This window comes from Rhizobium vallis (genome assembly GCF_003985155.1).
GTDB lineage: Bacteria > Pseudomonadota > Alphaproteobacteria > Rhizobiales > Rhizobiaceae > Rhizobium > Rhizobium vallis.
The window spans coordinates 302,197-314,605 of the sequence record NZ_ML133694.1 but is presented as its reverse complement, the minus strand read 5'-3'; the positions used below and the strand labels follow the sequence as shown (position 1 = coordinate 314,605).

The 12,409-nt window shown below is 61.1% G+C and carries 9 protein-coding genes; 7 read left to right on the top strand and 2 right to left on the bottom strand.

Annotation, left to right across the window (positions count from 1 at the left end; genetic code table 11):
• Positions 1-10 precede the first annotated feature (10 nt).
• Genes EFQ99_RS24360 through EFQ99_RS24340 form a run of 5 tightly spaced genes read left to right on the top strand, consistent with a single transcriptional unit; the run spans position 11 to position 8,176 of the window.
• Positions 11-1,192: a glycosyltransferase family 2 protein gene (locus tag EFQ99_RS24360; protein WP_126923772.1), complete on the top strand. Its 1,182-nt coding sequence runs from the start codon at positions 11-13 to the stop codon at positions 1,190-1,192.
• Positions 1,186-4,188: a trifunctional glycosyltransferase/class I SAM-dependent methyltransferase/polysaccharide deacetylase gene (locus EFQ99_RS24355; protein ID WP_126923771.1), complete on the top strand. Its 3,003-nt coding sequence runs from the start codon at positions 1,186-1,188 to the stop codon at positions 4,186-4,188. The genes EFQ99_RS24360 and EFQ99_RS24355 overlap by 7 nt, the downstream gene beginning before the upstream one ends.
• 7 nt (positions 4,189-4,195) lie before the next feature.
• A complete protein-coding gene (locus tag EFQ99_RS24350; protein ID WP_126923770.1) occupies positions 4,196-5,266 on the top strand; it encodes a glycosyltransferase family 2 protein in 1,071 nt (356 codons plus the stop codon).
• Positions 5,259-7,013: an ABC transporter ATP-binding protein gene (locus EFQ99_RS24345; RefSeq protein WP_126923769.1), complete on the top strand. Its 1,755-nt coding sequence runs from the start codon at positions 5,259-5,261 to the stop codon at positions 7,011-7,013. Before EFQ99_RS24350 ends, EFQ99_RS24345 begins: the two co-directional genes overlap by 8 nt.
• A gap of 5 nt (positions 7,014-7,018) precedes the next feature.
• Positions 7,019-8,176, top strand: a complete 1,158-nt coding sequence (locus EFQ99_RS24340; protein WP_425376286.1) for a glycosyltransferase family 2 protein — start codon at positions 7,019-7,021, stop codon at positions 8,174-8,176.
• Between the two features lie 13 nt (positions 8,177-8,189).
• Here the strand turns inward: EFQ99_RS24340 and EFQ99_RS24335 are convergent, their stop codons facing one another.
• Together EFQ99_RS24335 and EFQ99_RS24330 are read right to left on the bottom strand one after the other, a co-directional pair.
• Positions 8,190-9,188: an ABC transporter permease gene (locus tag EFQ99_RS24335; protein WP_126923767.1), complete on the bottom strand. Its 999-nt coding sequence runs from the start codon at positions 9,186-9,188 to the stop codon at positions 8,190-8,192.
• Positions 9,189-9,261: 73 nt separating this feature from the next.
• The gene (locus tag EFQ99_RS24330) at positions 9,262-10,113 is read right to left on the bottom strand and encodes an ATP-binding cassette domain-containing protein (RefSeq protein WP_126923766.1); all 852 of its coding nucleotides are present in this window, start codon (positions 10,111-10,113) and stop codon (positions 9,262-9,264) included.
• 135 nt (positions 10,114-10,248) lie between these two features.
• Between EFQ99_RS24330 and EFQ99_RS24325 the strand changes: the two genes are divergently transcribed.
• Positions 10,249-11,229 carry an NAD-dependent epimerase/dehydratase family protein gene (locus EFQ99_RS24325; RefSeq protein WP_126923765.1) on the top strand — a complete coding sequence of 327 codons (981 nt, stop codon included), beginning with the start codon at positions 10,249-10,251 and terminating at the stop codon, positions 11,227-11,229.
• A 44-nt stretch (positions 11,230-11,273) separates the two neighbouring features.
• On the top strand, positions 11,274-12,266 hold the full coding sequence (locus EFQ99_RS24320) for a substrate-binding domain-containing protein (RefSeq protein WP_126923764.1): 993 nt from the start codon (positions 11,274-11,276) through the stop codon (positions 12,264-12,266).
• Positions 12,267-12,409: the final 143 nt, after the last annotated feature.

The window sequence follows — 12,409 nt, the reverse complement described above, 5'->3', positions numbered from 1 at the left end:
TGAGAAAGCGATGATGCGAGAAACAATTCCATCTGATCTGAAGGATGTAAGCTTTCCCGTCCCGATTCATTATCTCGATCTCTCATCCAGCCCGTTCCAGGCCGTTTCGCCCTCGATCTCCAACGGGCTCGTGGTTTTCATGTCGGATGGCCTTCCCGTCGGGCAGAGCTATATCGAGCGTCCCGAGGCGCTGACGGCGCTGGCCGAACGTATCGTGCAGGCAGATACCCTCGCGCATGCGCGTGAGATCGCGCAAACCCCTCTTCGCAATCTCGACGTCAGCATTCTGATCTGCACCAAGGACCGGCCGGATCAGTTGCGCCGGTGCCTGGCCTCGATCCCGGAACAATCGCTTCGCCCCATCGAGATCATCGTCGTCGACAATGCCTCGGCAGGCGATGAGACACGCCGCGTCGTGGAGGAAGCGGGCGCCACCTATATCAGGGAAGACCGGGTCGGGCTGGATTACGCCCGCAATGCAGCACTTCGTGCGGCAACGACCGAATTCGTCGCCTTTACCGACGATGACGTGGTCCTGCATGAGCGATGGCTGGAGAACCTGATGAAGGCCTTCGATCGGCCCGACATCGCCTGCGTGACCGGATTGGTCCTTCCCGGAGAACTCGCGACACCGGCACAGTTCATCTTCGAAAAGCATTGGGGTTTCGGCCGGGGCTACATCAGACAGGATTTCAATCAGGACTTCTATGTCAGCCATGCGCGTTACGGCGCTCCGGTCTGGACGATCGGAGCCGGAGCAAGCCAGGCCTTCCGCCGCAAGGTCTTCGACGAAATCGGCCTGTTCGATGTCCGCCTTGATATGGGAGCGGCGGGGTGCTCGGGCGATTCCGAATATTGGAACCGGCTGCTTCATCACGGCCATGTCTGCCGCTACGAGCCGACGGCGGTATCCTGGCACTTTCACCGCAAGGATATGAAGGGGCTCGCCAAGCAGATCTACCAATATATGAGCGGCCATGTCGCGGCCCTGCTGGTGCAGTATCAGAACACCGGAAATAACGGCAATCTCAGGCGCATCCTCGTTTCCTTCCCGAAATATTATGCCCGAAGGGTCCGCAGGCGATTTCGCAAAGGGGCGACGTCGAACGATTTTTTCCTGAAGCAGGAAGTGCTCGGCAGCGTCAATGGCGCTCTCTATGTCCTGCGCCGGTGGAAGATGCGCGCATGGTGACAGCTGCTACGCCCGACATCTCGTTCCTCATCCCAGCCTATAATGCGGCCGACACGCTTGCCGAATGCCTTGCCAGCCTGCAGGCCCAGACGCAGTCGAACTGGCAGGCTGTCGTGGTCGACGACGGCTCGACCGACCGCACCTGGGAGGTTCTCCAGGACATTGCAAAGGCGGATAGCCGCATTCTCGCCGCCCGTCAGGAAAATGCCGGCGCCGCCGCGGCGCGAAACCATGCCGCCCGTCTCGCAACTGCCCCGCTGCTCTCCATGCTCGATGCCGACGACTGGCTGGATCCGACCTTCATCGAAAGCATGCAGCCGGTGGCGGCGGATGCCTCTCCCGCTGTCATCGCCTATTGCGCCTACCGCCGCGTTGCCCCGGACGGCAGGCTTATGCGGGTGGAACAGCCTCCAGTCCTCACGGGAAATATCGCCAAGCGCGAGTTCTCCTCCTTTTGCGCCCTCGCCATCCATACGGTCGTCTTTCCCAAGAGCCTTTTCGAGCGGCTGAAAGGCATGGATCAGACTCTGCAGACCGGCGAGGATTGGGATCTCTGGCTGCGCATGGCCTTTTCAGGCGCCGAATTTCGCCGTGTCGACAAGTGCCTGGCTTTCTATCGCATGAAGGCGGGCTCGCTGTCCGGCGACCCGGTCAAAATGGTGCGTGACGCCGTTCGCGTGACGGTCAAGGCGCAAGCGCTGCAGATGCAGCAAGGCCTGTCGGCCGAAGGGCCGGAGACAGGTTGGTTCACGCCCGCCCTCAGCCAGCTGCGCATGCTCGCCTGGGTCGTCTCGGCCAAGGTCGATCCGACAACGGATGTCGCAGCTCTGGCCGCACTCCTGCCTGAAATGCCTGATGCCGCGGGCTACGAGAGTTTCCTTGTCGACGTGATCATGCACGGATTGCAGACCGGCCTCTTCAGCGATCGGGCCAACGACCTCATCGACGCACTCGACAAATGGCAGCCGACTTTCCTTTCGCTGCTCCAGCTGATCCAGCGGCATTCCTTCGCCGGCACCAGCCGGAAGATCATCGAGACGACCTGTTGGCTGTTGTCGGCCGCAAATCCCTTGCGATCCTTCACGCTCGGTAATGTCCAGGTGGTCAGCGTCGAACTCGGCAGACTTTCCAGGGTACCCAAGGCCGAACAAGCCGACACGCTCATCATGCACGCCTTTTCCAGGGGACAGCATGTCGGCACCTTTGTCGGGCCATTCTGGGGCGACCTTTCGATCCGGGCGCAGATCCGGCTGATCATGCATGAAATGCGTGTGGAAGAGCATCTGCAAACACCGCCCGCACTCGCCTATGTCAGTTCATGGACTGTGGAGGCGCTGAAGGGATACAGAGCCTTCGGTGGCCTCATCCTCAAGAGTGGCCGGCGGCGAGGCCGTTTGGAAAAACTGTTGGTGCGCATCGGGCGCAACGCCATCCTTGCCACCGCGCCGAGCGACGAACAGGACAACGACAGCAGGCTGACCGGCATCCTGGGGAGCCTCGAACATAGACTGAGCCCGCAATTTCAGGAGCCGTCCAGTTCGCGGCCTAAGGAAAGAGAAGAAACTCCCGCCATTCAGTCCGAAGAAGCCTATTGGGACCATATTTTCGAACGCCCGGATCCCTGGAATTACGTCTCGGTCTACGAACAGGTCAAATATGCGCAGACCTTGAGCCTCATCCCTGATGGCATCGAGAAGGCCCTGGAGCTTGCCTGCGCCGAGGGGATTTTTACCAGGAAGCTGGCGCAAAAGGTCGCCCAATTGACGGCCACCGACATTTCCCAGAGGGCGATCGACAGGGCGGTGGAGCGGTGCCGCGACCAGGATAACATCGCGCTTCGCGTTCTCGACTTCGTCAAAAACGATCTTCCGCCCGAACAGGATCTGATCGTCTGTTCCGAAGTCCTCTATTACATGAAAGATGAGGAAATGCTGGCCGCCGCCTGTCGGAAGATGGCGGCCGCATTGAAGCCGAACGGTTATCTGATCACCGCCCATGCGCATATCCGCCGGGACGAGCCCGACCGAACGGGTTTCGATTGGGGCAATCCTTTCGGCGTCGGGACGATCAAACGGATTTTTGCCGAACAAGCCGGCCTCGCCCTGGAAGAGACGATCGAAACCGAGCTTTACGCCATCCACCGCTTCCGCAAAGGCCCGGTTGCCGATCCGGTCGCGCGGATCGAGAGCCATGGAACGCCCTTGGAGGCGGATGTCGCCAAGCACGTCATCTGGGGGCCATCAGGCGTCGAGCGTGAGGTGGCATGGACGACGGAGGTCACGAACTCGGTTCCCATTCTCATGTATCACGGGATCACCGAGGAAGGACCGGCCGCACTCCGGCGCTTCCGCACGTCGCCGGAGGTCTTCCGCAAGCAGATGCAGTTCCTCCGCCGCCAGGGCTATTACACCGTGACGGCGCAGACCCTGGTGCATCTGCTGCGCAGCGGCAAGCCGATCCAGGGCCGCCCTGTGATGCTGACCTTCGACGACGCCTATCTGGATTTCCAGACGAACGCCTTCCCGATCCTTGCCGAGAACGATTTCAGCGCCGAAGTCTTCGTAGTGACCGATAAAGTCGGCGGCCGGTCGGATTGGGATTCTGCTTATGGCGAGCCGGCGCCGCTGATGTCCTGGCCTGACATTCAGGAGCTGCACAAAAAGGGCATCAGCTTCGGCTCCCATCTCACATCCCACACGGCAGCCAGCGCGATGGACAATCAAGCTCTGCTGGCCGAGGCCGCACTGTCGCGCAACGCACTGCGGAGCCGCCTGGGCGCGCCCGTGGAATCCATCGCCCTACCCTATGGCGCGACGGACTTCCGGGTTCCCGGCATACTGGCGCTTGCCGGCTACGGCATCGGCTTCACGACGCGGCCTGAGAAGGCCACCTTCTCCGACAATCTCTTCGCTCTGCCGCGCCTCGAAGTGCGCGGCGATCGTCCGCTTGAAGCCTTCCCCGAACTGATGGGCCTGCCGGGAGCCTTTATCGGATGACAAAGCCATGAACGCCGCAGCCCGCCCCTTGGTCACCGTCGTCATACCGGCTTATAATGCCGAGAAGACGCTTGTCGAAACATTGAGAAGCGTTTCCGACCAGTCCTACGATAAGCTCGAAATCCTGGTGGTCGACGACGGATCGCGCGATCGCACCTTCGATCTTGCGCGTGATTATGGCCTGAGCGATGCCCGCGTCCGTGTTCTCAGCCAGCACAATGGCGGCGTAGCGCGGGCGCGCAACCACGGCGTCAGGGAGGCACGCGGCCTCTACATAGCTCCCGTCGATGCGGATGATGTCTGGCACCCCAACAAGATCGAGCGCCAGCTCGAGGCAGTGCTGAAATTCCCAGGCGGAAACGGCGTTGCCTATAATTGGTACGCGGCGATCGATGAAAACGGCATCATTTTCGGCCACTCACGCCCGGTCATGCATCAAGGCAACATCTTCGAACCGCTGCTGAGGGAAAACTTCATCGGCAATGGCAGCACGCCCTTGATGCCGCGGGCGGAAATCCTTCGCTGCGGCGGCTACGACGCCGGGCTGCGTGACAGCGGTGCCGAGGGCTGTGAGGATCTGAAACTTTATCTGGCACTCGCCGAGACCCTGCCCTTCGCTTTGATCCCTGATTTCCTCACCGGCTATCGGTTCACCAGGGGAAACATGTCCAGCAACGCCTATCGGATGCTGCAATCCTACGCCCTGGTGATGGCGCCGATCGCCGACCGCTACCCGCATCTCGCGCGCGATATAGAGGCATCGCAGTTCAACACGGCGTGCTGGTATTTCAAGAAGGCATTTCACGACGGCGATCATGCGCAGCTCCAAAAGCTGGCGCCGATGATGGCGAGAAAGTATCCCTCCCGGCTGATCGTCCATGGCCTGCGCCAGAGCTGGCGCCAGGTGAAACGCCAAGGCATCCGGATCGCAAAGCGCGTGCTGGGCAAGCCTCCGACCCAGCCGAAGATCCGCTTCACCGCCGCCATTCCGCAAGTCGGAGCAGCTTTCAGCGATCGTTTTGCGGGACTGCCGGCAACGACCGGCCCGATCTCTTCGCGGGTGGCCGAGAATGAATAGGTTTCGAAAACCCGCCTCCGCCAAGCCGACCGCCGCCTACAACCTGATCGTGGCGGCGCGCTTCCGCGAGCTTCAGCAGCTCGTGCCGGCGCTGCGCGTCAAGATGTCGGTGATGATCGTCATGGGCATTCTCACCGGCCTCTCCGAAATGGTCGGAATCACCCTCCTGGTCAGCCTGGTCTTTCTTCTCGGGCAGCAAGGTCCGGTTTCCGGCTCCGCCGTTGCATGGCTTCCGGCATTTTTCGGCGGCATCGACCTCAGTCTCTCAAAACCCGTGCTGATCGGCATTCTCATCGGCTCCATCCTCTTCCGGATTTTTCTCGGAAGCGCCAATTCGCTCATTGCAAGCACGGTCAACCATCGCATTAGCGACCGCATACGCGATCGCCTCTACGCCAAGGTCCTGACTATCCCCTTCCAGCGCTTTCAGGACTATGAGCGCAGCGACCTGATCAACGTCATCGCAACCGAGTCCTACGCAGTGTCCTCGGCGCATGCCAGCCTGGTGCGTCTCGGCGTCAACCTCGGCACGATCGTCATTTTCGGCGTCGGCATGCTGGTCATGGCCTGGCCAATCGCCTTGCTCGGGCTTGCCTTCGGCTTCATCCATAATTTCGCCTTGGGGCTCTTTGCCGGCGCTTACCGGCGTCTTGGCGTCTCGGCGCTGGCAGCCGTGGAAGCCTTGACGCAGTTGAGCTGGACGACCCTGCAGACTTTGAAGGCCGTCAAGAGCTTCGGCCTCGAGACGCGCCACCAGCAACTCTTCAAGACGCTTTCCCGGGACGTCGGCCAGACCTGGCGCCGGTCGGACCGGATGGGGGCGGCAACCTCGCTTCTGAGCGAAACGCTGACCTTCGCGGTCATCCTGACCATCATTCTGTCCTCGGAATTCCTGCCGGTCGATTTCAAGGCGGCGCTCTCGGCCACGATCCTTCTCTACAGGCTTCAGCCGCATATCAAGGAATTCGACTCCCAGATCCTGCGCCTCTACGAAATGGAAGCGTCGTTGCAGAATGTCCTGGCGCTGCTTTCCGAAAGCGACGACGTCAAACTGGCAGCTCGAGGGGAGCCGATCACCCGCCTGGCGGAGGCGATCGTCTTCCACAATGTCTCCTTCGCCTACGAGCGTGCGAACGCACCGGCGGTTCGCGATCTCAGCTTCTCGATCAGGGCGGGCGAGACGACGGCTCTGACGGGACCGAGCGGCTCCGGCAAGACGACAATTCTCAACATGATCCTCGATCTCAACCCGCCGACCCAGGGCATGATTACGGTCGACGGCAGAGACCTCACAACCATCGACCGCGCCAGCTGGCTGCAACTGCTTTCGGTGTCCGGCCAGGATGTCGAGCTGATGGAAGGCACGGTTCTCGACAACATCCGCTTTCGCCGCGACATCCCGGATGAGGATATCCGCTGGGCCGCCGATGTCGCCTGCGCCACGGAGTTCATCGAAGATCTGCCCTATGGCTTCGATGAATGGCTGGGTGACGAGGCGATCCGGCTTTCGGGCGGACAGAGGCAGCGGATCGGCCTGGCGCGCGCGCTGGCGAGCCGGCCGCAAATCCTGCTTCTGGACGAAGCGACAAGCGCGCTCGACGAAGAGACCGAGATGCGGGTGTTTTCGAAAATCAAGCTAGATGCCGGCAGAACGCTGATCGTCGTCAGCCATCGCCCCGCTGTCGCCAGATTGATGAAAAACCAGATCGACCTTCGCCCGCCTGCGGCCATATCCAAGTTCAGGTGACGACAATGAAGATGTCAGCCGTATCGGATATTTCAGTGGCCGTGATAATCCCGGCCTATAATGCCGGCCGCTATCTCGCCCAGACGCTCCAGTCCGCCATCGATCAAACCCACAAGGCGCTGGAGATCGTCGTCGTCGATGACGGCTCGACGGATGCCACCGCCGCCATCTCTAGCGGTTTCGCCGCTAGCGATCAGAGGATCCGGGTTCTATCGACGGAAAATCGAGGGGTGGCTGCGGCGCGCAACACGGGAATCGCGGCAACGACATCAGGCTACATTGCCTTCCTGGATGCCGACGACCTATGGCATCCGACCTATGTCCAGCGAATGCTTGCCGCGCTCCATCCCCTGCCCCGTGTCTGGGGCGCGGTCTATGCGCTTCACCGTTTCGTCGATTCAGAGGGCCATTGCCTGAGATCCGGTTCGTCGCTCAACGCGCGGGGCTCCATTCTCGCCCGCCATCTCGTCTTCCGCTTCGTCGGCAATGGCAGCGGCTTCATGATCCGCCGTGCCGTCGTCGACAAGATCGGCGGCTACGATCCGAGCTATGCCCGCCAGGGGATCGGAGGATGCGAGGATTTCGATTTCGAGCTCCGTACCGCCGAGCATTTCAAGATCGAGACGGTTCCGTTCGGCCTGGTGGGATATCGTGTTCATTCGGCGGCCATGTCCTCGGATAAATCACGCATGGCCCGATCACTCGTCGCCGTCAGCGAACAATGTATCGCTCGCAACCCGAAACTTCCGGCTTTCGTCATCAGTTGCGCCCGCGCGTCGGCGCATCTTTATGCATTTTCGAGATTCGCCGCATTGAAGGACTGGCCGAGCGCGGCGAGTTCGTTGAAGCACATTTATCGTCACAGCCCAATGCTTGCGCTCAGCGTCGTCGCCAAGCTGATCTTTTCGAAGGCCCGCAGAGCCGCATGGAAAGTCTTGCCAAAAGCCTTGCCGCCCGCAGAGCCTAGGGAAAACGATCTCCAGAAGTTCGAGGAAATCGACGCCATGCTCCCGCTGGTCGGCGGCTGGTCGCAATTCAGAAGCAGGGCATTGCTCCGGCGCCTGTCGGAAATCGATCATTCCGCCGAATGCGCCGCTGCGACGTCGCCACGACAGGGGCTAGGTGCCCGTCGGCCGAAACATCCGTCGTCGGCGCACATGTAGACGGCGATTGAGCCTATTCGCTCTGCCGCAAATTGCGGATTCGATCGAACAAGACCGCCAGAACGATCGCGCCGCCAATAAACGTCCCCTGCCAGAAAGCGTTGATGCCGAGCAGGCCGAGGCTGTTGCGGATCACTTCGATGAGCGCCGCTCCGACCAGCGCGCCGAAGGCGGTGCCGACGCCGCCGGCGAGGTTGGCGCCGCCGATGACGGCCGCGGCGATGACCTGGAGTTCCATGCCGGCGCCGATATTGGTGGTGACGGCGCCGAGCCAGCCGGTTTGGACGATGCCGGCAATGCCCGCAGACAGCGCCGAGATCATATAGACGATAACCTTGATCCGGCGCACGGGAACGCCGGTCAGCGTTGCCGCATGCTCGTTGCCACCAATCGCAAAGACATAGCGGCCGAACCTCGTCCAGCGCAGCACGAAGCCTGTGAGAAGCGCCAGGATGACCATGTAGAGAACCGGGTTGGCAATGCCGAAAAGCCAGGCGCCGCCGCCGAGCGCCAGAAGCTTGTCATGGTCGGGGCCGAACTGGAAGACAACGGTATTGTTCGAGGCGACCATCGCCAGGCTGCGCGCCACCGACAGCATGCCGAGCGTCACCACGAAAGGCGGAAAGTCGAGATAGGCAATCAACACGCCGTTGAAGGCCCCGACCAGAAGCGCCGTGCCGACCGCGGCTGCTATGCCGATCTCGATGCTGTAGCCGGCGTTCATGGTAATGGCGAGCACCATGCTGCAGAGGCAGAGCACCGAGCCCACCGACAAATCGATGCCGCCGGTGATGATGACGAGCGTCATGCCGAGCGCGATGATCGCGACGAAGGTGACGTTGCGGGTGATATTGTAGAGGTTCTTCGCCGTCGCAAAGGAGTCGGTGGCAAAGGACAGGAAGATGCAGGCAAGGACAACGGCGATCAGGACCCAGAAGGTCTGGCTGCCGACAAATTCCGAAAGCCGGCTTCGCTGCTTCTGCGCAATTGTCTGGTCCAGGGTAATTGCCATCTTCGACCTTCACTTCTCCCGAGTGGGCATTTTTCCGACGGGGCTTTTCGCCCGGCGGGGCAGGCAACCTCGATCAAACCTGTTCGATGGCGCCTGTTATAAGACCCGTGACTTCCTCCGGCGAACTCGCCGCGATCGATTTGTCGGCAACTTTGCGGCCCCGCCGCATGACGATCACGCGGTCAGCGACGGTGAAAACGTCGGGCATGCGGTGGCTGATCAGGACGACCGCAATGCCCCGGCCGCGCAGCTCGCGGATCAGATTGAGCACCTCCGCCACCTGGCGGACCGAAATGGCCGCGGTCGGCTCGTCCATCAGCACGATCTTCGCCTCCGACAGCATGGTGCGCCCGATCGCCACCGCCTGCCGCTGGCCACCCGACATCTGCTTGACGAGGTCGCGCGGGCGCGTTTCCGATTTCAGCTCCTTGAAGATTTCGCCGGCGCGCCTGTACATCGTCTTGTAGTCAAGAACCTTCAGAGGGCCGATTCCGCGGCGGAGTTCCCTCCCGAGGAAGACGTTGGCCGCCGCCGTCAGATTGTTGCAGAGCGCCAGATCCTGATGAACGATCTCGATCCCGTGCTGACGCGCCTCGACCGGGCGGTGCATCACGATCTCCTTGCCTTCGAGGCGCATCGTGCCTTCGCTCGGCCGGAAGTTTCCGGCGATCATCTTGACCAGCGTGCTCTTTCCCGCGCCGTTATCGCCCATCAGGCCGACGACCTGGCCGGCCTCGAGTGAAAACGACACGTCGTTCACCGCCTGGATGGCGCCGAAATGCTTCGAAATATTGGTGAGTTCGAGAACCGCTGCCAGCCGACCATCCTCCCCGGAACCTGCAGGCTTGCCGTCGCCGTTAGCTATCAGCCAGACGCCTGCGATCTCGCTCCGCCGATCTCCTCCCGGAAAAGCGATTACGCTCATTTATGCAAAAGCTTGAAGAACCGTCAATCAATTGTCCGCGCGATCGGGCCGTCAATGCAAAAATCCTACTTATTCGTGCAAATACAGATTGACGCCGCAAACGCCGGGATATTAGCTGTTACTGGGAGAACGAGCATGCTGATCCTTGTCACCGGGGCTATGGGCAAGGTCGGGCGGCGCTTTATCGCTGAGCTGCTTGACACGCCGGCATTTTCCAAAGCACGCATTCGCGCGCTTTGTCATAATCGTATGCTCGATGAGACCGACCGCATCGATGTGGTCCGGGGGTCGATCGCCGACGCCAATGTCGTGGCCGCGGCGATGGAAGGCGTGACCCACGTCCTGCATCTCGCCACTTGCAAGGAAACGCCCACCGATATCATGGATGTCACGGTCAAGGGCCTTTTCTGGCTGCTCGAAGCGTTCCGGGAGAGCCCCACGGCTCGGCAGTTCATCCTCATTGGAGGCGACGCCGGCATCGGGCATTTCTTTTGTCGCCATGACGGGCCGGTGACCGAGCGGACCCCGCACCGCGCCTATCCGGGATGCTATGCGCTCTCCAAAGTCCTCGAAGAGGTGATGCTCGAGCAGTTCGCCATCCAATACGGCATCAACACCTGCTGCCTGCGCGCACCCTGGATCATGGACAAGGACGATTTCAAATTCACGCTGTCCTTCGGCGACGATGTCTTCGGCGGGCCGGACTGGAAAACGCTCGTCCCGCCTGACGATGCCGAGCGGTATGCCCGCGAAGGCACCGTGCCGCTGCTGCGCGATGCCGACGGGCGCCCGTTGAAGCGCAATTTCGTCCATGTCGACGATCTCGTCTCGGCAATACTGGCCGCGATCGACAACCCGCGCGCAAAGGGGCAGCTCTTCAACATCTCGATGGATCGCCCCGTGGATTATGGGGAAGTCGCCGCCTATCTCGCCCGCACGCGCGGGCTCGGCTCCGTCGACATAGAAAGCCAGTTCCACTCGAACTGGATGGACAATAGCAAAGCCAGGTATCTGCTGGACTGGCACCCCACTTACGATTTGGAAAAGCTCATCGATTCAGCCTGGGAATACCGGCGTTCAGGGGAGGAGCCTCGTATCGTCTGGTATCCCGGTTGATTACTGGCGGGCGATGACGCCCGTCTTCTCAAAGGGAGGAAGCTATGAGGAAGGCATTATTGCTTACTGCAGCAGCTGTACTGGCGCTCACGGCGGGACAAGCCTTGGCTGCCAAAAAGCAGCTCGTGATCGTCGTGAAGGGCCTCGACAACCCGTTCTTCGAGGCGATCAACCAGGGCTGCCAGAAGTGGAACAAGGAAAACGCATCCGCCGAATATGAATGCTTCTACACCGGCCCGGCATCGACATCAGATGAAGCCGGCGAGGCGCAGATCGTCCAGGATATGTTGGGCAAGGCAGATACCGCCGCCATCGCCATCTCGCCGTCGAACGCCAAGCTGATCGCCCAGACGCTCAAGACGGCCAATCCGAGCGTTCCCGTCATGACGCTCGACGCCGATCTCGCGGCCGATGACGCCGCGCTGCGCAAGACCTATCTCGGCACGGACAACTACCTGATGGGCGCCCGCATCGGCGAATACATCAAGAAGGCCAAGCCGAAGGGCGGCACGATCTGCACCATCGAAGGCAATCCGGGCGCCGACAACATTCTGCGCCGTGCGCAGGGCATGCGCGACACGCTGAGCGGCAAGAAGGGGCTTACCGCATTGAAGGGCGAAGGCGGCTGGACTGAGGTCGCCGGTTGCCCCGTCTTCACCAATGACGACGGCGCCAAGGGCGTTCAGGCAATGACCGATATCCTCGCCGCCAATCCCAAACTCGATGCCTTCGGCATCATGGGCGGCTGGCCGCTGTTCGGTGCTCCCCAACCCTATCGCGACCTGTTCAAGCCGATGGCAGACAAGATCGGCAAGAACGAATTCGTCGTCGGCGCTGCCGACACGATCGGCGACGAGGTGGCAATCGCCAAGGAGGGTCTCGTCACCGCCCTCGTCGGCCAGCGGCCGTTCGAGATGGGCTACAAGGCTCCAACCGTGATGATGGACCTGATCGCCGGAAAGAAGGTCGATGATCCGGTCTTCACCGGGCTTGACGAATGCACCAAGGATACCGTCGACACCTGCATTCAGAAATAAAGGATGGATCGGAGCGCTCACGCGAGCGGGCGCTCCGATGCCCCGTTACATCAGCGAAAATATCCGATCCGAAAACGCACACATCGCCGCCGTAACAAGCTGCGGCAGCCGTACGTGACAAAATCCATTTCCGCGGCAGCCGA